This window comes from Maribacter sp. R77961 (genome assembly GCF_044594925.1).
GTDB lineage: Bacteria > Bacteroidota > Bacteroidia > Flavobacteriales > Flavobacteriaceae > Maribacter.
Genome location: NZ_CP138991.1, coordinates 3,279,613 through 3,299,118, shown reverse-complemented (window position 1 = coordinate 3,299,118; position 19,506 = coordinate 3,279,613). Strand labels below are relative to the sequence as shown.

Annotated in this window: 21 protein-coding genes and 1 tRNA gene; 12 read left to right on the top strand and 10 right to left on the bottom strand. The window is 37.4% G+C overall.

What is annotated here, in order from left to right; all coding sequences use genetic code 11:
• The first annotated feature begins 18 nt into the window (after nt 1–18).
• The 4 genes from SJY09_RS14190 (at nt 19) to SJY09_RS14175 (ending at nt 3,891) form a co-directional block, all read left to right on the top strand.
• On the top strand, nt 19–810 hold the full coding sequence (locus SJY09_RS14190) for a type IV toxin-antitoxin system AbiEi family antitoxin (RefSeq protein WP_126593033.1): 792 nt from the start codon (nt 19–21) through the stop codon (nt 808–810).
• A complete protein-coding gene (locus tag SJY09_RS14185; RefSeq protein WP_126593032.1) occupies nt 807–1,595 on the top strand; it encodes a nucleotidyl transferase AbiEii/AbiGii toxin family protein in 789 nt (262 codons plus the stop codon). The genes SJY09_RS14190 and SJY09_RS14185 overlap by 4 nt, the downstream gene beginning before the upstream one ends.
• A 29-nt stretch (nt 1,596–1,624) precedes the next feature.
• Nucleotides 1,625–2,347, top strand: a complete 723-nt coding sequence (locus SJY09_RS14180) for a DUF2441 domain-containing protein (RefSeq protein WP_126593031.1) — start codon at nt 1,625–1,627, stop codon at nt 2,345–2,347.
• A 299-nt stretch (nt 2,348–2,646) separates the two neighbouring features.
• Nucleotides 2,647–3,891 carry a hypothetical protein gene (locus tag SJY09_RS14175; protein WP_126593030.1) on the top strand — a complete coding sequence of 415 codons (1,245 nt, stop codon included), beginning with the start codon at nt 2,647–2,649 and terminating at the stop codon, nt 3,889–3,891.
• Here the strand turns inward: SJY09_RS14175 and SJY09_RS14170 are convergent.
• The 3 genes from SJY09_RS14170 to SJY09_RS14160 all read right to left on the bottom strand — a co-directional run bounded on the left by SJY09_RS14170 (nt 3,881) and on the right by SJY09_RS14160 (nt 5,772).
• Nucleotides 3,881–4,654 carry a hypothetical protein gene (locus tag SJY09_RS14170; RefSeq protein WP_126593029.1) on the bottom strand — a complete coding sequence of 258 codons (774 nt, stop codon included), beginning with the start codon at nt 4,652–4,654 and terminating at the stop codon, nt 3,881–3,883. The two genes, SJY09_RS14175 and SJY09_RS14170, sit on opposite strands and share 11 nt — an antisense overlap.
• Before the next feature lie 193 nt (nt 4,655–4,847).
• Nucleotides 4,848–4,924 (bottom strand) — tRNA-Ala (locus SJY09_RS14165).
• Between the two features lie 50 nt (nt 4,925–4,974).
• The gene (locus SJY09_RS14160) at nt 4,975–5,772 is read right to left on the bottom strand and encodes a universal stress protein (RefSeq protein WP_396636368.1); all 798 of its coding nucleotides are present in this window, start codon (nt 5,770–5,772) and stop codon (nt 4,975–4,977) included.
• Nucleotides 5,773–5,824: 52 nt separating this feature from the next.
• Between SJY09_RS14160 and SJY09_RS14155 the strand changes: the two genes are divergently transcribed.
• From SJY09_RS14155 to SJY09_RS14135, 5 genes are all read left to right on the top strand, one after another.
• Nucleotides 5,825–6,322 (top strand): GNAT family N-acetyltransferase, encoded by a 498-nt coding sequence (locus tag SJY09_RS14155; RefSeq protein ID WP_396636367.1) that lies wholly within the window; start codon nt 5,825–5,827, stop codon nt 6,320–6,322.
• A gap of 9 nt (nt 6,323–6,331) precedes the next feature.
• A complete protein-coding gene (locus tag SJY09_RS14150) occupies nt 6,332–7,666 on the top strand; it encodes an MATE family efflux transporter (protein WP_396636366.1) in 1,335 nt (444 codons plus the stop codon).
• Between the two features lie 69 nt (nt 7,667–7,735).
• Nucleotides 7,736–8,503, top strand: coding sequence for an enoyl-CoA hydratase/isomerase family protein (locus SJY09_RS14145; protein ID WP_396636365.1), 768 nt, complete (start codon nt 7,736–7,738; stop codon nt 8,501–8,503).
• 305 nt (nt 8,504–8,808) lie between these two features.
• Nucleotides 8,809–9,237 carry a DUF3592 domain-containing protein gene (locus tag SJY09_RS14140; protein ID WP_396636364.1) on the top strand — a complete coding sequence of 143 codons (429 nt, stop codon included), beginning with the start codon at nt 8,809–8,811 and terminating at the stop codon, nt 9,235–9,237.
• Nucleotides 9,238–9,303: 66 nt separating this feature from the next.
• Nucleotides 9,304–9,756: a 6-pyruvoyl trahydropterin synthase family protein gene (locus tag SJY09_RS14135; RefSeq protein WP_396636363.1), complete on the top strand. Its 453-nt coding sequence runs from the start codon at nt 9,304–9,306 to the stop codon at nt 9,754–9,756.
• An 81-nt stretch (nt 9,757–9,837) separates the two neighbouring features.
• On the opposite strand, the gene SJY09_RS14130 is transcribed toward SJY09_RS14135, so the two are convergent.
• A complete protein-coding gene (locus SJY09_RS14130) occupies nt 9,838–10,290 on the bottom strand; it encodes a PA2169 family four-helix-bundle protein (RefSeq protein ID WP_396636362.1) in 453 nt (150 codons plus the stop codon).
• Nucleotides 10,291–10,436: 146 nt separating this feature from the next.
• On the opposite strand from SJY09_RS14130, the gene SJY09_RS14125 reads away from it, so the two are divergent.
• Entirely contained in the window at nt 10,437–11,207 is a 771-nt protein-coding gene (locus tag SJY09_RS14125) for a UDP-2,3-diacylglucosamine diphosphatase (RefSeq protein ID WP_396636361.1), read from the top strand.
• Between the two features lie 92 nt (nt 11,208–11,299).
• Here SJY09_RS14125 and SJY09_RS14120 read toward each other — a convergent pair whose 3' ends face one another.
• The 5 genes from SJY09_RS14120 to SJY09_RS14100 all read right to left on the bottom strand — a co-directional run bounded on the left by SJY09_RS14120 (nt 11,300) and on the right by SJY09_RS14100 (nt 15,526).
• Nucleotides 11,300–12,571, bottom strand: coding sequence for an MFS transporter (locus SJY09_RS14120; RefSeq protein WP_396636360.1), 1,272 nt, complete (start codon nt 12,569–12,571; stop codon nt 11,300–11,302).
• A gap of 3 nt (nt 12,572–12,574) precedes the next feature.
• Entirely contained in the window at nt 12,575–12,961 is a 387-nt protein-coding gene (locus SJY09_RS14115; RefSeq protein WP_396636359.1) for a VOC family protein, read from the bottom strand.
• Nucleotides 12,958–14,646 carry a single-stranded-DNA-specific exonuclease RecJ gene (gene recJ / locus SJY09_RS14110; protein WP_396636358.1) on the bottom strand — a complete coding sequence of 563 codons (1,689 nt, stop codon included), beginning with the start codon at nt 14,644–14,646 and terminating at the stop codon, nt 12,958–12,960. Before recJ ends, SJY09_RS14115 begins: the two co-directional genes overlap by 4 nt.
• A gap of 62 nt (nt 14,647–14,708) precedes the next feature.
• Nucleotides 14,709–15,059: a four helix bundle protein gene (locus SJY09_RS14105; protein ID WP_396636357.1), complete on the bottom strand. Its 351-nt coding sequence runs from the start codon at nt 15,057–15,059 to the stop codon at nt 14,709–14,711.
• Between the two features lie 38 nt (nt 15,060–15,097).
• Nucleotides 15,098–15,526: an OsmC family protein gene (locus SJY09_RS14100; RefSeq protein WP_396636356.1), complete on the bottom strand. Its 429-nt coding sequence runs from the start codon at nt 15,524–15,526 to the stop codon at nt 15,098–15,100.
• A 110-nt stretch (nt 15,527–15,636) separates the two neighbouring features.
• Between SJY09_RS14100 and SJY09_RS14095 the strand changes: the two genes are divergently transcribed.
• Nucleotides 15,637–16,239, top strand: coding sequence for a carboxymuconolactone decarboxylase family protein (locus tag SJY09_RS14095; protein ID WP_396636355.1), 603 nt, complete (start codon nt 15,637–15,639; stop codon nt 16,237–16,239).
• Nucleotides 16,199–16,732, top strand: a complete 534-nt coding sequence (locus tag SJY09_RS14090) for a hypothetical protein (RefSeq protein WP_396638648.1) — start codon at nt 16,199–16,201, stop codon at nt 16,730–16,732. Before SJY09_RS14095 ends, SJY09_RS14090 begins: the two co-directional genes overlap by 41 nt.
• A gap of 425 nt (nt 16,733–17,157) precedes the next feature.
• On the opposite strand, the gene SJY09_RS14085 is transcribed toward SJY09_RS14090, so the two are convergent.
• Nucleotides 17,158–19,248 (bottom strand): T9SS type B sorting domain-containing protein, encoded by a 2,091-nt coding sequence (locus tag SJY09_RS14085; protein ID WP_396636354.1) that lies wholly within the window; start codon nt 19,246–19,248, stop codon nt 17,158–17,160.
• Between the last annotated feature and the right edge of the window lie 258 nt (nt 19,249–19,506).

Below are 19,506 nucleotides of genomic sequence, written 5' to 3'. Positions count from 1 at the left end.
GCTCAAATAATTACTACAATGACGGTTGCCGAATACATTAAAAAACTCTTGTCCGTAGAGGAATATGCCTTCTCTATGGATGAGCTGTTGCAGGAAACCGACAAGGGGAAAACTGCAATTCTAAGGGAATTGGCTCGCCTTATAGAAAAGAAGGAAGTCTTTAACCTCCGGCAGAATTTCTATGTCATATTTACGCCAAGGTATTCCAATCTGGGAAAGTTGCCTATAAATCTCTATATCCATAAACTTTTTGTATTCCTCGAACGCAGCTACTATTTGGGTTTTTATAGTGCGGCAAAGGTCTATGGTGCAAGCCATCAACAAATTCAACGGGACTATGTAATGACACAAGCACCAAAACCTTTGGACATACAAAAACCGCCATTCGATATCCGATTTTTAACCACGTCGGCATGGCCGAAAAAAAACATCCTTTTCGAAAAGTCGGATGCCGGAGTTTATCAAATTTCAAGTCCCGCTTTAACGCTGCTCGACCTTGTTCATTATCAGAATAAATTAGGAGGACTTAATCGGATGCTTTCCACAATAGAAGAATTATTGGAAGCGGTTACCGCAGACGACTTGACCGATTTGTTGAACTGGTATAGCCAAAAAGCTACACTACAACGTTTGGGATTTTTAATTTCCGAAATAGATGCAGATAATAGTTTATGCGAACAGATTTTTGAAGACTTGGCAAAACAAAAAATATATCCCGTATTGTTACAGCCCAATTCAAAACAACGTCCGGGCGCAGTAGATAACAAATGGAAAGTCGATGTTAATCTAAAATTGGAGAGCGACTTATGATTCCAAAACCATACATAGCACAATGGCGCGAATATGCCCCATGGAAAGAATTTGCCCAGGTCGAACAAGATTTGGTCATTAGTAGAGCTTTGGTGGCAATTTTCTCAGATGATTTTTTAAATGAAAATCTAGCGTTTAGGGGCGGTACCGCATTGCACAAACTTTATCTTAATCCCGCACCACGATATTCTGAGGATATCGACCTAGTACAGATCAAAGAGGGGCCAATAAAACCAATTATGAAGCGTATCGGCGAAGTAATAGATTTCTTTGAACAAGATCGGCGAACCCAAGTAAAGGGCCATGGTGCAAAGATACTTTACCGCTTCACTTCGGAATATGAAGAAGAACCCCGAAGGCTAAAGCTGGAAATCAATTGCAAGGAACACTTCAATGTATTGCCTTGGGTAGAATTCCCATTTGAAGTAAAAAGTGAGTGGTTTTCAGGAAGTGCTTCCATCAGGACTTATAACATCAATGAATTACTAGGCACCAAATTGAGGGCATTATACCAACGTAGCAAAGGGCGAGACCTCTTCGATTTAGACTATGCCAGATTGCATCTGGAATTAGACCATGAACTAATTCTAAAATGCTTCAATGAATACATGTCTTTTTCCGTAGGCAAGCCGCCAAGCAAAAAGGAGTTCTTGTTGAATATTGAGGAAAAAGAAAAAGACCCAAATTTTATCGGGGATATGGAGGCTTTATTGAGGCCTGAAATCAAGTATGATCAAGAGGCTGCTTTTGGGTGGTTAAAATCCATATTAATAACGGAATTCTAAAGGAATCATATGATATATCTTGCCTGATTATGCTCAAACAATCTTTTTATTCCTTAAAAGCGAAAGAATTCATTTATTTTATTGACTTAGATGAGCCTCTAGTATGTTTTAATCTTATAAATACGAATCAACTTACATCACCTTTAATAGCACATTATCATACCTTCAAGAATGAGGAATATCCACTTTACAACGCTAACCCAGATAGTCTTTTAACAGATTTGGATTCAACGAAACTTGGGTTTGTTGGGCCAAGATTTCAATATGTTGCCTTATCGAACTGGGCAAGAAACGGCCTCAAAATTGGATTAGGCATCACCAACACTAAACTCTATTCAGATACGGATATTGAAAAAATTCATAGGATTGCAGAGCTTGAAATAGAATTTGAAAAAATAAGAAGATTGATTGATTCTAACCTCCCTAGTAGGTTCACTTGTTTATTTCTTGCCGAAGACAATATCGATGGTAGAACCATGCTCAAAAACATGTTTTCTAATCGAAAAAATTTCCGCATTGCACCAGTAGAAGTTGATTTTATCAAAGTGCACAAGGCAGACTCAAAGTGGATTGATGCCTATGAGCGCAATAAAAATATCCATTTAATAAAAAGTTATTGGAAAGGTGAAAATTATGATGCAAATCCACAATACGAATATTTGGTGGATGGTATTGTTAAGTTGAAAAAAGCTGAAGATCAAAAATATATTGTCGAGAACTTTGATACACGGCCGTATTACCACAAGTCTTGATTTAAAAGGTTCTGATGGTAGTACTTCCAATAAACCTGAATTACAGAAGTAAGTTCATATTTTAGATTTCGCCTACCCTTCCTTTTCCAATCAAACAGGTTCTTATGTATTCTTACCCAACTAGTAGATTTGCACAATACCAAGGCGACTTCTTTTGTTGATAGGTGTTTTTCCAATAGGCGGATTCTATGCAGAGGATATTCCATGAGAACAAGGTTTTATCGAAACCAATTGACTAAATTAAGGTCTTAATATAACCAAATACCATTATATTATTAGATGAAAAGCTAGGGCATAACATGCAAAACGAAGAGTTAGAAAATTATTTCAAGAGTGATAAATCCGAGTGGTATGCTACCAATGCCAAAGGGGAAAAGAAGTGGGACAAAAATAAGGTTGCTGAATTTTGGAGGCGTATCCGCGAGTATAAAATAGATAAAAAAGATTTCGAATTCATTGGATATGTCTTTCCCGAATTCGAGGAGGATTACTTTGCAAGAAAAAGGAATGATCCCAAAAAAAAAGATGTTAATTTTTGGAAGGAAGGTGAGCTTTCCGAATTTAAAGAATCTATTTATTTTGACTACTCTACTTTTTTAGGTTTCATAGATTTCAAATTTGTAGCCTTCTTTAATACCGCGAGTTTTTTGGGGGTCAAATTCTTATCTGAATCCAACTTTAATTTTGCATTATTTAAAGGAAGTGCCATTTTCAGTAGATGTGGGTTTTTTAATGATACTTTCTTTTATAAAACGACATTTAAGGATGAAACCTACTTTTATAGGTCTAGTTTTCAATCGGATGCCAACTTCATTGATACTAATTTTAAAAAGTGTGTTTTTAAAAGAATCATCGTTGGGGATAATGAAGTATTATTTGAAAACATAGAATCTACTCCCAATAATATTTTGATATTTATTGATTTTGCATTCAAAAACAATATCATGTTTAGGCAATGTAATATGAAGGCAATTTCATTTTATAAATGTGATATTCAAGACGCTGCTTTTTTAAACTGTAATTGGCAAGGTAATGACCGCATTATTCTAAGAGAAGAATTCTATTTAAGGGAAGCTAATATTTACCTTGACGATGATGTAAATTATAGCCTCGGTGACTTGGAATATAATTACCGCCAGTTAAAAAAGAACTTTGACAATAGTAAAAACTGGGAACTTTCAGGTTTTGCCTATGTAAGTGAAATGAAAATAAGGCAACAAAGCCTTTGGAATGAAAGAGATTATTTCCAATGGTTTATTTATTGGTTTTATGGTTTTTTTGGAGGGTATACACAGAGCTTCAAACGGCCTCTAGTAAGTCTGATTTGTTTAATTTGTACTTTTAGCATAATCTATTACTTTATAGATTTTAACCTATTGAAAGCAATCCAAAGAGGTGTTAAAGGAGCGATGCCATTTACAATTATTGATACACAAAACCCATTTAACGGCTATTGGTTAATCGCTCGTAATGTAGAGTTCCTAATCGGTGGTACCTTAATAACTTTCTTTGTGATGGCTCTTCGCAAAAGATTTAAGCAATAGGTAAATTAAGTTTGAAATTCCCCATTTGTATATTCGATTTCCTTGCTTCATCCAGGGATGTTTTTTTTAAGGCCGATATACTTGTTTGAAAGTTTTTTGCAGTAGTAAGTTGTCTTTGTCTTAATGCGATAATGTTGTTGATAAGATGTGTAACGTAGATTGTTAGGGCAATGTCTTTTTTATAATCAAGTGGTTTTGCATGGATTGTCCTTTCACTCTTGTTTTCAGTTAAAAAGCTTATGGATTCACTCATGTCAATTTCGAGTCCTTTTCCAGTTTTAGGGTCTTTAAAGGACATTGTATTAAAAAAAGGAACAACCCTCAATCCATGTTTGTAGGCATTAAGTTCATCCCGATTTTCGTTTATCTCCTTTCCAAAGAATTTTAAAGCTTCAGATATAGCATCAACACTCTCAACAATTTCTTTCTCATGTTCCGTTTCAAAGAGTCCATCATAAAAAATATAGCGAAGGGCAGTACAGCTTTTACCTCCGGTATAATTAACTTGGTCTTTTAAAATATCAAATCTGCTCTCCCTATTATTAACATATTCCCTGAGTTCAGAATAATATTGTTTCCCACTTGACAGGGTAGAAACAATTTCTTTGTCTCTAAGGTTTCCTTTTTTATCTGGTAACAAAGCAAATACTAACTCAAATAGAGTATCAACTGCCATCAAATAAGTCAGACGGACATCAATCTTTATTGCTCTCTTATAAGATTTTTCATCATAGCCAACGATATCTTTGCATAACTTTTCCATCGCTTTAGAACTTCTACTCAGAAGGAACTCATTATTTGATTGCTTATAATCAAAATAATTCACTTGAAAATGGTCATAAAACTGCTTAGCTGTGTACATAGCCCTTTAAAGAAAACACATTAAAAACCGCGTGCAATCTGCGTGCAACGCTAAATTAAAAAAGCTTCCAATTTCTTGGAAGCCCCGTCATACTTGGTGGAGAATACCGGAGTCGAACCGGTGACCTCTTGCCTGCCAGGCAAGCGCTCTAGCCAACTGAGCTAATCCCCCTTTTCATCGCGGCAAAGGAAATACTTTTTAACATGCTATCAAAATCCTGATTAGTCTTTCTTAGAACTCAAGATAAGTACCGGAACCGGTGCAGAAAACTCGGCTTTTAAAATAGTACTCTTTTCCCATAATTTCTTAAAAAATCCTCTCTTGCGCCTAAATACACAGAGCAAATCTGGCTGTTTAGACTGAAAGTGCTCTAAAACTCCTTGATATGTGGTTGCATTCTCAGTTATGGTGAGTTGACTGCTAATATCCATTAAACAAGAATTGACCATTAAATCTTCATCAGCGTAACCCGGAGTCTTCACCAACAATAGGTTAACAGTAGCCCTATGCTTATCCGTAATAGTAACCAATGGGTCTATGGTTCTTTTTCTTTTCAGAATACCAGATTTAAACGCCACCAAAACATTCTTAAAAGGAACGTATGTTGTGCCCCTTGGAACTACCAATGTGGGTATATCTGTCTGTTTTATTATCCTACCTGAAGTATATCCTAAAAATAATTCTTCCTGTATATCATGACTCCTAGGTGCCAAAATTATTAAATCTATACCCAGCTCCTTATCTATTTCATGTAGGCCATCTACCAGCTCCCCATTGTAAGAAGCGATTTTAATATCAGTTTGCTTCGCATCAATCTGAGCGATTACCTCTTTTAGACGCTCTTTACTACTTTCCACAATTTTCTTGGAAATATTGGCTAGCGTTCCTGTCTTAGAAGTGGCATTAAAAACTTCAATCACAAAAACATTGGCGCCAAAATCCGTTGCAAAATCCACAGCATATTGTAAGGTATGGTGTGCCTCGGCAGAATTACCTATCGGAACTAGAATATTAGTCATAATACAGTTGTTGATTATTCCTCTAAATTTACAATTAATATAAATTCGTTTTATGATTCAACATGCAAAGATATCCCAAATTCCGGATATTCTTCATTTAACCGAGGCCTGTAGGTTGCATATGGAGTCCAAAGCTATATTTCAATGGACCACGTCTTATCCAAATAAAGCACAATTCTTAACAGATTTGGAACGTAAAGAACTCTACGTTTTAAAGGAAGGGAACAACCTCATCGGTTGCATGGTTATTTCTTCGGTAATGGACAAAGAATATCAACATGTAAAATGGCTCACACAGCTTAATAACGTTTATATACATAGGCTTGCCGTACACCCTTCTCAACAAGGAAAGGGCTTTGCACAACAATTAATGAATTTTGCCGAAGAATATGCACGTACCAACCATTACCTATCCGTTCGTTTAGATACCTTTAGCCAGAATAAACGAAATCAAAAATTCTATGAAACTAGGGGCTACCAAAAATTGCAAGACATTTATCTGCTTGACCAAAGCAAACACCCTTTTCATTGTTACGAATTAGTGCTTTAATATTATTTCTTGAAGACAATCATCAACTTTAAAACAATAAACAAACTTGCCATTCCCGCCACCATAGCAGGAATTGCAGAACCCCTACTATCCATAACGGATACTGCCATAGTGGGTAATATTCCTGTTGATGGTATAGAATCCTTGGCGGCGGCAGGTATTGTAGGTTCTTTTCTATCCATGCTAATATGGATTCTTGGACAAACCAGAAGTGCTATCTCCGCAATTATTTCTCAATATCTAGGAGCGGGAAAATTAGAGGAGGTAAAAACATTACCAGCGCAAGCAATTTTTCTTAATATAGGGCTGAGTATTGTAATACTACTTTCTACTGTATTTATTGTTGAGGAAATTTTTCAACTCCTAAATGCCTCGGGTAAGATTTTAAACTACTGTATCAGCTACTATAGCATTAGGGTTTGGGGCTTTCCGTTAACACTTTTCGTATTTGCGGTGATGGGTATTTTTAGAGGGCTTCAAAATACGTATTGGCCTATGGTTATCGCAATAACCGGCGCAGTTTTAAATGTAATCTTGGATGTAATCCTAGTTTATGGAATTGATGGTCTCCTAGAACCACTATACCTAGATGGTGCAGCGTATGCCAGTTTAATCGCACAAGCTATTATGGCCATAATGGCTTTTATATTGTTACTTACCAAAACAGATATTAGCCTTAAGCTAAAATTTCCCGTTCATCCAGAACTGGGGCGCTTGGTCATCATGAGTCTTAACCTATTCGTTAGGGCTATCGCTTTAAATACCGCCTTAATTCTTGCAGTCAGGGAAGCAACAGCTCTGGGTGATGTCTATATTGGCGCCCATACCATAGCTATAAACATTTGGTTATTTTCGGCTTTCTTCATTGATGGTTATGGAGCTGCCGGTAATATTATGGGAGGCAAACTTTTAGGTGCTAAAGACTATAACGGATTGTGGTTCTTAGCAAAGAAAATTACCCTGTACGGATTATTCGTAAGTCTGATCTTAATGGGGCTTGGATTTATATTTTATTATCCGATAGGTAGTCTTTTCTCTAAAGAAACACTAGTACTAAATACCTTCTACACCATATTCTTTATAGTGATACTTGGACTACCCATGAATACCTTAGCCTTTGTTCTGGATGGATTATTTAAAGGTTTAGGAGAAATGAAATACCTCAGAAACACCCTTTTATCCGCTACTTTTTTAGGTTTCGTTCCCACACTTTTCCTGGGCAAATACCTAGAGTGGGATTTAACCGGAATATGGATTGCCTTTACCGTTTGGATGGTGATAAGGGGTGGGGCCTTGGTTTGGAAGTTTAGAAAAAAGTTTCGACCCTTATTGCAAAACATGTAATTTTGAAAAGGGTCTAACCCTATTTAATTTCGCAGCGTAATCGACTATATAACCCTTAAATGAAAATATATGGGAACCAACAGGGAAAATGGAAGCTTGTACACCAAAATTGATGGCAAGGTCGCCGTCGTGGAGTTTGGTCACCCAGCTAGTAATTCATTTACTTCGGAACTACTGGGCCGTTTAACCGCCGAACTGGACAAGCTTTCCGAAAATAGCAACATCTCGGTTATCGTTTTAAAATCTGAAGGAGACCGAGCCTTTTGTGCCGGAGCATCGTTTGATGAACTCGTAGCGGTCTCTAATCTGGAAGAAGGTAAAGTCTTTTTTAGTGGCTTTGCGCACGTTATTAATGCCATGCGAATGTGTTCCAAAATTATTGTGGGCCGCGTACAGGGAAAGACCGTTGGTGGTGGCGTTGGTCTGGCAGCTGCCTGTGATTATGTTTTTGCCACGGAAGCTTCTGCCATACGTTTATCTGAACTATCCATTGGTATAGCTCCATTGGTCATTGCGCCAGCGGTGGAAAGGAAAATAGGTGCTGCGGCAATTTCCGAGCTTAGCCTTGCACCCACCGAGTGGAAAAATGCTTACTGGGTAAAAGAAAAGGGGTTGTTTTCAAAAGTATTCGACGACATAACGGAACTAGACAAGGAGCTGGATTTCTTTGCGCAAAAACTTGCTGCGTACAACCCAGATGCATTGGAGGAGTTAAAAAAAGTATTATGGAAAAATACTTCGCATTGGGATAAACTGCTTTTAGAACGTGCTGCCATAACCGGAAAATTAGCGCTTTCGGATTTTACCAAAAATGCCATTTCTAAGTTTAAAAAGTAATATTCAAATAACATTAAAATCAAAGCATTGATCTTTGTCTTGGAAACGAAAAAACATGAGAATTCAGGTAAGGAAATATGGTCCGCAAAGACAAAAGATGTAACAGAACGTGCTGAAACAATAAAAGCTGCAATTTGGGAATACTAATCCTTGGGGCTTTTCGTTCTATTTCTAAATTTATTCTAATGGAGTTTTTCAATTTTTTAAACGGTGATCTTGTTTTCCCAATCCTAGCCTTGTTCGTAGTAGTAATCTATTTTGTGAACAGAGTAAGAACCAGACGTAAGTTCAAGCGTTAAAAAAGGATGCGTAAGAATAAAGTTATGCTGTGGATCCTCTTTTATGCTTTTCTTTTTCTTATTGGCACATTCCTAGCCTATATTGCATTTACTCAATTTCAGAAAACTCAAAACCTTGTGGAGAAAGGAATAAGGACAACGGCAGTGGTCATTGAATTTTCTACACACAGGAGTGATGGTAGTACAATGTATACTCCGGTTTTTGAATTTACCGATAGGTCACAAAACAAACAAAGGTTTAAAAGCGGTATAAGTTCTAGCCCTCCTGCTTACGAAATAGGAGAAAAAGTACAGCTGATATATGATAGAACTAACCCTGAAAAAGCAAGAACGGTTTCTTTTTGGGGACTATATAGATGGAGTGTTATCCTGTTAATGGTCGCCTCACCCTTTTTAGTTATTGGCGGGTCCTATTTATTATATCGTAGTAGCTAAGCATTGTTATATTAAACCTATCCCCTTCCACAAGAATTCCTACCTTTGGGAGCTAATTATATCGTAATGTCAACTATTAGAATCACCAAGCAATTTAATTTTGAAACAGGTCACGCCCTATACGGTTATGATGGAAAATGTAGAAATGTGCATGGCCATAGCTATAAACTTTCCGTAACGGTAATAGGCACGCCCATAACGGATACTGCTCATGTTAAGTTAGGTATGGTCATAGATTTTGGTGATTTAAAAAAAATAGTCAAGGAAGAAATTGTAAATAAGTTTGATCATGCAACGGTCTTTAACAAGAATACGCCCCATGTAGAGTTGGCCAAGGAGCTAACGGATAGAGGGCATAATGTTATTTTAGCAGATTACCAGCCCACAAGTGAAAATATGGTCATAGATTTTGCGGCCAAAATAACAGCTCGTCTTCCGGAGAACATAAAGTTATTTTCCTTAAAACTACAAGAGACAGAAACCTCTTTTGCAGAGTGGTTTGCAAGCGATAACAAGTAATAAACTATTTGGCTTGTTAAGCATAAAAAAATCGGAACTTTTAGGGCTCCGATTTTTTGTTCTTATTATGTAACAGGTTTTTTACGCTATCTCCTCTAATATTTTAGAAGTTTCTAAATCATTTTGTATGGTGTCTCTCTGTTCTCTAATAATTTCTTTAACCCTATGGGGCACCATTGTTTCTGCCAGCATTTTATTGTATTCTGATACGGCGGACTTATCTCCTCGTACCGCCTCTTCCAACATGGCTTCATCATTATCTCCAGAGAAAAATGCTTTTACGTCCATCCAAGCCCTGTGCATACTTCCTTTGGTAGTACCGTCATTATTCGCATCTTCGGTTTTTAGTTCTGGGACTGCATTATGCAATGTTTTTACAAAAAGCTTACGCTGATTTGCTCTATTTTCAAAATAGGTCTTAATTCCTATTTCTTTTGCGTTTTCCGCCGCCTTTTCAAAACCCCTTATGGAATCTTCATTCTTCTCGATTATTTCCTTAATCTTATTTTCAATAGTCTTAATATCGTTATTCATTTATCTAATTTTATTGCGGTAACTATATGCCTACCGTTTAGCTTTATCAAAATAGTTTATAATTAAAAGGATGCTTTGCTCTTTAGAAATGAAAGTTGACGCTTTTCCCAGAGCAAAATACTATTCCGTTATATTTGTAAACTCGTATGACAACTTTAGAACTACCCAAAGGGAAAAAAGTATATTTCGCCAGTGATAATCATTTGGGAGCACCTACCATGGAGGCCAGTTATCCCAGAGAGAAAAAGTTTGTAGCCTGGTTAGATGAAATAAAAACGGATGCTGGTGCTATCTTTTTACTTGGTGATCTGTTCGATTTCTGGATGGAATTTAAAACGGTAGTACCAAAAGGCTTTACAAGAACCTTAGGGAAATTAGCCGAAATCTCGGATGCAGGAATCCCTATATTTTACTTTGTAGGCAATCATGATTTATGGATGAACGGTTATTTTGAAGAAGAACTGAATATTCCTGTCTTTCATAAGCCCCAACACTATAAAATTAACGGCACCTCTTTTTTCATAGGTCATGGAGATGGCCTTGGGCCCCATGACAAGGGATACAAACGAATGAAAAAAGTGTTTACCAACCCTGTTGCTAAATGGTTCTTCCGATGGCTACACCCAGATTGGGGGGTACGGATGGCACAATATTTCTCCGTAAAGAACAAACTTATCTCTGGAGACGAAGACGCAAAATTTTTAGGGGAAGACAAAGAATGGCTAGTGCAGTATGCTAAAAGGAAGTTGGAAACACAGCATTATGATCATTTTGTTTTTGGACACCGTCACCTTCCATTAGAAATTGATTTGAACGGTAAATCAAAATATACCAATCTGGGCGATTGGATCAAGTACTACACTTATGCTGAATTTGATGGCAACACCTTAACGCTAAAGAAATACCAAAAAGATTAAATAACCGTGGCGAAAGCCCACCTTAGTTTCCTTTAGTAAAGCGTTGATCAAATTATTTACGCTACTATTTTTCTAAAAAATTATTTGTTTGGTTAGGCTTCCTTTTCATGGGCATCAATATCTTTTTGCAAATCTAATCTTCTAAAAGAAGGAGAAACAAAAGCAGTAACACCTACCGTTAAAAGGGTCATGGCACCTCCAAACACTACTGCTGTAACTGTTCCCATTAGTTTTGCCGTTACCCCGCTTTCAAAAGCTCCGAGCTCGTTAGAAGAACCTACGAACATGGAATTTACCGAGGCTACCCTACCCCGCATATTATCTGGAGTTTTTAATTGAAGAATGGTTTGGCGAATGATCATAGATACCCCGTCTACCGCTCCACTTAAGAATAATGCTATTACCGATACCCAAAAATATGGCGATAAGCCGAAAACAATAATACATATCCCAAAACCTGCTACTGCCCAAAGTAGCTTTTTACCGGCATTTCTATGTAGTGGAAATCTTGTAGAACCTAACATGGTAATAGATGCTCCTACGGCAGGTGCCGCCCTTAAAATACCAAACCCTTCGGAACCTACTTGGAGAATATCTTGTGCAAATACCGGTAGTAGGGCCACAGCACCACCAAAAAGTACAGCGATCATATCTAAAGTCAGGGCTCCAAAAACAGCTTTTGTCCTAAAAACAAATTGTAAACCCTCCTTTAAACTCTGAAAAACGGGTTCTCCTATTTTTGGATTTAGAATAGGTTTTTTTGGAATTTTCAATAGGAGCAGTAATGCCAAAATAGAGAAACCAAAGATGACACACATTGACCAATGTACTCCTATTAAACTAATGGAAAAACCGGCCAGCGCCGGACCCAAAACGGATGCGAATTGCCATGTAGAACTGCTCCAAGTCGCGGCATTAGGGTAAATTCTTTTCGGAACAATTAAAGCTATTAAGGAGAAAATTGTTGGGCCTAAAAAAGCTCTTACTAAACCCCCTAGGAACACCAAAAAATAGATGCCATACAAAATGGTCTTCGTATCCATTTTAGCCTCCATGCTCGGTAAACTGAGTATAAAAAGTCCAAAACTAACTATAGAAAAACCAAGGATGCATTTAATTAAAAGATTGCGTTTTTCCTTTTGGTCTACAATATGTCCTGCGAACAAAGCCATGCCCACCGCAGGTATTACCTCCATTAATCCTATGATACCTAAAGAAAGTGGGTCTTTGGTCATGGAATATACCTGCCATTCAATAACAATAAATTGCATGGACCAAGCAAAAACCATTGCAAAACGGACGCCTAAAAATATATTGAACTCCTTAAAACGTAAGGCGGCATACGGGTCTATTGCTTTACTCATTTACTAGATTGTAATTTCAATTCTATTTTGCTCTGGGTCTAGAACAACACTCTCATAGTACCCATCACCTGTTGTTCTTGGTTCTCCAACCACCAAATATCCATCCGTTCTTAATTCTTCGGTTAAAGCATCTACTTTTTCCTTGGAGCCAGTGGCAACGGCAAAATGACTAAGCCCCAAATATTCCTGTAAAGCATCGGTCATCCCTGGAATATCTGGTTTCTGCATTAATTCTAATCTAGCACCTTCCTTAAAACTCAAAAAATACGAGGAGAACTTCTTTGTGGGATTATGGTATTTGGCTCCTGCAATAGCCCCAAAGTAACGCTCATAAAAGTTACGTGTCCGCTCCAAATCAGTTACCCAAATGGCCAAATGTTCTATCTTCATTTGATGTCTCTTAATTTTAATTGAAGACTTACATTACCTTGCCACTCGTTCTCATCAATAGAAAATACGGCACTAAAGGGCTTTCTGCTTGTTACTAGGTTTAGCTTATCACCAAGATTAAAGCCTATTGCCCCAATTTTGTAACTGTCCTGTTGTGTTACTGCTAGTTTTAAGTGCGCTTCTTCTTGCCCTACCCCTTTTGCATAACCGGTATCCACTAAATTTTCCGCCATAAAAACTGGACTCATATTCCCCGGTCCAAAAGGGGCAAATTGGTTAAGAATGCGCAATAATTTTGGCGTAATATCCTTTAATTCCAAAAGGGCATCGACTGTTATCTCAGGTGTCAGTAATTGTGGGTCAATGGTTTCCTTTACCACCTTTTCAAATTGATGTTTAAAGTTATGGTATTGATTCGGTGTCAAGGTTAAGCCCGCTGCATATTTATGGCCTCCAAACTGCTCTATATAGTCCGAACAACCTTCTAGCGCATTGTACACATCAAAACCTTTGACCGAACGTGCAGATGCCGCCAACTTATCACCACTTTTAGTAAATACCAAAGTTGGCCTGTAGTATGTTTCCGTTAAACGCGATGCCACTATTCCAATCACACCCTTATGCCATGTATCTTTATATACTACAGAAGTGAATCCTTGCTCCTCATCGTTTTCTTGAATTTGAACCAATGCTTCTTGCGTAATTTCTTGGTCCAACCCCCTCCTGTCCGTATTAAATTTTTCAATCTCGGCAGCAAACTTGGAAGCTTTATTCAAATCGGTTTCTACGAGGAGATTAACGGCATGCTGCCCGTGCTTCATTCTACCTGCTGCATTAATTCTTGGGGCAATTATAAAGACCACATCTGTGATGGTAAGCGTAGTCTTGTTTATTTGATCAATAATAGCTTTAAAACCTGTTCGCGGTTGCTCATTGATAACCTGTAGGCCACAATACGCTAGAATTCTATTCTCTCCAGTTATTGGAACAATATCCGCTCCTATTGCAGTAGCCACTAAATCAAGGTATTGTATTACATCGTTGATTGTTTCCCCTTTCTGGGAACCTAAGGCCTGAATTAACTTAAAACCTACACCACAACCGCACAATTCATCATAAGGGTAAGCACAATCATCTCTTTTTGGATCTAAAACTGCTACCGCTTCCGGTAAGTTTTTACCCGGTCTGTGATGATCGCAGATAATAAAATCAATTGCTTTTTCTCTTGCGTAGGTCACCTTCTCAATTGCTTTTACACCGCAGTCCAGTGCTATAATGAGTGAGAAACCGTTGTCCTCTGCAAAATCGATTCCTTTATAAGACACCCCATAACCCTCATCGTAACGGTCGGGAATATACGTGGCCACATTGGGGTAGTAACTTAATAAATAAGAAGACACTAACGCTACTGCAGTGGTGCCATCAACATCATAATCTCCAAAAACTAAGATGTTCTCGTTATTTGTAATCGCAGTTTCTATCCTTTCTACGGCAACATCCATATCCTTCATAAGGAACGGGTCGTGTAAATCAGAAAGCTGCGGGCGGAAGAATTTTTTTGCTTCATCAAAGGTTGTTATACCGCGCTGCAAAAGTAATTGCGCCACCAAATGATTAACGTTAAGCTCAGCAGCTAATTGGTTGATTTTAGATTGTTCAGGTTTAGGTTTTATGGTCCAGCGCATTCTGTAAGTGCAAGTTCAAGTATCAAGTGCAAGTCCATTTATGCAAAAGCCGACTCAACACTTTATTTTTTATTTTTAATTATTGTTGCAATAATTCGAATAAGTTGTTCTACTTCATCAAGTAAGTTATCCCTTTTACTAGTAATACCGTATTCAACTTTATGTAAGATTTTCAGGTTTACTCTTGATTCTTTTAGTTCTTTAAGACAAATGCTTGCTTTATTAATGTAATCTCTTTTAGTATTCGTTCCTTGAGCCTCACCAAAATTTAAGGCAGAACTGCCACCAGACCTTAATAATTGATTTCCATAATACTGCCCCGTCATATCAGAAGGCAAATCTTTACAAAATATAACAATAGCTGCCGCAAAATCAACAAGTCTATCTTCTAAATCAAATTTTTTATCCGTCATACTTTGAATTTGAACTTGATACTTGCGCTTGAACTTTTTTACTTGTTATGAAACACCGTTTTAATCTCTAACTCGGCAAAGCGTCTGAACATTTCCATTACCCCGCAATATTTCTCTATGGACAAATCTACCGCTCGTTGTAATTTATCCTCTTTAAGATTACTTCCGTGAAAATGGTACTCAATCGCTACTCTATCATAATACTTCGGATGCTCATCGGTAAGGTTGGCTATGGTTTCTATATGAAATTCATCGACCTCTAACTTCATTTTCTTGATGAGTCCTGCAATATCCAATCCAGAACAGCCTGCCAATGAAGAAAGCATGAGCGCTTTTGGCCTTAATCCACTGCTGTCTCCACCATCTTCTTTGGCTATATCTATTTTTAAACTGTGTCCTGAAGGGTTATTGCTCTCAAAAGCCATATTCCCTAACCATTTGGTGCTGATATGATTTGTTGTACCCATAATTTTTTGTTTCTTGTAAGGAATAAAAGTACAACAATTTGATAGCTGTTAAAAGGCTTGATGACCATGTGTAGTACTAAATTCACACTTCTAACTTCTAAATTTTTAAAATGCCTTTAGTAAAACCGCTTGACCCTAGCCATAGCCCAGAAACCGCAGAATTGGCCAAATTCTTTAACGAAACGCTTGGTTTCTGTCCAAATTCTATTCTAACCATGCAACACAGACCAGCAATCTCCAAAGCATTTATAAACCTTAATATGGCCGTAATGGCCAATGAAGGCCGGGTAACCTCAGCCTTAAAACGGATGATTGCCTGGGTAAGTAGTAATGCCACAGGTTGCAGGTATTGCCAAGCACATGCCATACGTGCTGCGGAACGTTATGGAGCTGAACAGGAACAGCTAGATAATATTTGGGAATATAGAACTCACCCTGCTTTTTCAGAGGCAGAACGTGCTGCACTGGATTTTTCCTTACAGGCATCTCAAGTACCCAACGCGGTTGATGCAGAAATTAAAGCGCGACTCTATACCCATTGGGACGAAGGGGAAATTGTAGAAATGCTGGGCGTTATTTCCCTATTTGGATACCTTAACCGTTGGAACGATAGCCAAGGAACGGATATTGAAGAAGGTGCCGTGGATAGTGCCAACCAATATTTAGGAAAACATGGATGGGAGAAAGGAAAACATGATGGGTCAGTGTATTAGCATAAAAAGCCTTTCTCAAGCTTTGTGTTCATTTATTCTTTTTGTCCTTTTAATGAGCTGCGGGAATCGTATTTATGGACCTTATCTAATTTCTTATCATTTGGTAGATCAAATAGAGGCTAAAAAGAAATATGTTGGAGATTTTCAGAAAATTTTGTTGACCAACACAGATAGCATATACGTTTCGCCGGTGTACTATAAGCAGTATGGCAATATTCCTAACAGTTACCAAATTGCCGTAAGATTAAGAAAGCAATTGAGCCTAGAAAAACAGATTGCCTGTACTTCCAAGAATTTTGGGTCTATTCCTTTCCAAAGTGAAATCACCAACACTTGGCCAGAAGGATACCACGAAATTATATTTGTTAAGAAATTAGGAAGTTTAGAACGTCAAACAAAGCTCGACTCCATTTATAAGGATATCATTGAATTGAAAATAGGGAAAAATGAACAATTTCTATTTGACTTTGAAAAACATAGAATTTCAAATTAAAAGTTTTACAACTTAAGTAAATAAACGAATCTGTTAACTGGTGGGATATTTTGATGATATAGTTCATGCAACAAAAATATTAAGTTAACTTATTCAAAATCAATTTTTTGGGCTTATCGAGTTCTCGATGGCTGTTATAGTTTTTTAAATTAATTCTACCTTCCTAAGAAATAATTTGAATGATTTCTTCTCATAAATTATGAATCCGGAAATCAACATACTACCAAAATTCTCTGGAAAGTACATCTACAAATCAATTCGTTTGATAGTGCTCTGTGTGTTTCAACTTATTGTGAAAACCATTATTATTTTGGTATTTTTCTTTCATGAAAGGCGTATGGGAATTCTTAAATTATTCTAGCACATTACCCTTTCTACAGTTCTATGACTTATTAGTCAAACCTTTTCTGGAATCATCCCAGATTTTATCGCTTCAATGTAAAATGAGAGCGGAAAACTTTAGGAATCCCTTCTTCTTTAAATTTAAGTTGAAACCAATAGTCGTTCGTGGATAATCTTTGGCCATTATAGGTGCCGTTCCAACCAGGACCATCAGGATTTAATTGGGTAATGAATTTTCCATAACGATCAAATATGGTTATCTGTAATTCAAAAGATTCATCTATGTTCCTAATATTCCAAAAGTCGTTGATGTTATCCCCGTTCGGGGTAAAAAAAGCATCATATACAATCGTAACGATTTTTGCAGTTAATGTTTCTCCACAGCCATTTTTATCTCTTACGTAGGCAGTGTGGGTGCCACTGCCTACATTATTAAAAACTGATTGGTCTTGCCAAAGTCCTTGATCTAAACGATACTCGTAATTACCTGTACCGCCTATAGCTAAAACACTTAAGACGGCAGGACTGCTAGATATCAAAGGTTCTGAGCTTTTAATCTCTATGGCTTCTGGCGCAGAGGAAATAATAACTTCAATAGTGGCTTCGACCACGGGACAAGGAAGGTTATCATAAATACCATAGGTAAAGACACCACTTTCAAAAGTCATCGGATTAATTATTCCATCAAAAATAACTCCGGATGCGTCTACCCACGCTCCACCAGTATCCGGATTGCCCAGCAATACCGAAAACAAGTCTATTGGTCTATCTTCCCTACAAAGTGTAATAGTATTGGACTCACCTGCACTTTTAGGGACAATTTCCTCAGAAACCATTAAGTTTACGTCTATAATAGCGCATTCGCTATCCAAGAAATAATTATAGTTCCCCAAACTATCGATTTCAGGATTGTAAAAACCAGAATGAAAACTTCCATCAGGCCCTGTCCATACGCCGCCTTCTGTAGGATTACCATCCAACAACTCAAATAAATCCGTTAATCCTTCAGAACAAACAGCGGTTTCCGAATCTTTAGGAACTGCCCCGAATCCCGAGTAATAACCTGCAAAGCCAGCGTTTCCATTAAATCCGAAGATACCAACCGCTAATGGCCCTGTAGCAGTCACTTTAGCATTACCCCTATATCCGCTTAGTCTATATGTAACCCATTCATCCGTACCAATAACATTTTCCGGTGACTCTGTTATCTCCTGATTATTAACACTGAGCAAACTTCCCGCTTGCACTGTTGCAATAATATCTCCCTGATAGGAAGTTTCTCCAATCTTATCTACATCGGGAATTAAATCTATTTCTTTTTGAAAAAAACAACTCAAAGGAGGTATAAAGTTCATTCCTACAGTAGCTTCATTATCTTCGCCAGCTAGAAATTGATACACATAAATATCTTTAGAAGAATTTATATACATGTTTTTATGTGATGCCCCTTGATATCTTGAATTTGGAATAAGCACAAAATCTCCTGCATCGGAAAGAGTTGCGAAAAATTCATCATTTACGAAAATCTGTGTATTTGGCATGGTTGCAATTACCATAGGGCGCTCCGTAATAGCATTACCGTTGCCCTCTACAACAATATATTCGTTTCCAACATTTTCAAGGGACACAATTTGATCTATGGTAAAATCCCGCGTTTGCCCTTGGAACCCTCCTAAAGCATTACCAGTATTTATTGCAACGGGTTTATCTGATAATACTTGAGCTCCAATAAATCCACTGTAATTAACATTGCTTGTTGTATAGCCCGAAACGGTATAGCTTTCGCCACGATTTAAAACAACGGTAATTAAATCTTCTGTTGGGGCGTTAGGTCCTTCTAAAATAATTGCATCAAAATCTAAAATGGTTACAGTTGTATTGTCTTCAGTTGCCATAATACTAGCAAAAAAATTCTTGTCTTGAACTTCTGAACTCTGTGGCAAACTTCCTAAACGAAAAGAAGTTCCCAACGCATCTGCTCCCTTAGTAGTCAAATAACCTGCTTGGGCTCTAGATTGCACCCTAAAACTAGCGTAAAACTCTTCTCTGCCAAAAATCCTAATTCCTTTTGATAAGGGCGTATTTAACTCAGAGTCTCCTGTGAAAATTGGTGATGGTTTGGTATTTCCTATAAATATACGAGTAGGGTTTCCAGATGATATAGTTCTATTCACAGTAGTGTTATCATAAAATAATGTAACCTGAAAAGGATTCGGTGAAGGAGTTGATAAATAGATATAATGATCTCCTACTTGCTGAGAAGATCTTGCGTGAATAGGGGGAAGCCAGTGTTCATTCCCCAACTGTGATAAAACAAGATTACTAAGCAAGAAACATGAAATCAACAAATAATGACGTGGCCACATATCTAAACATAAAACACTAAATCTAATATTTCTGACAGATTAACACCTAAAATTCAGAATATTTGA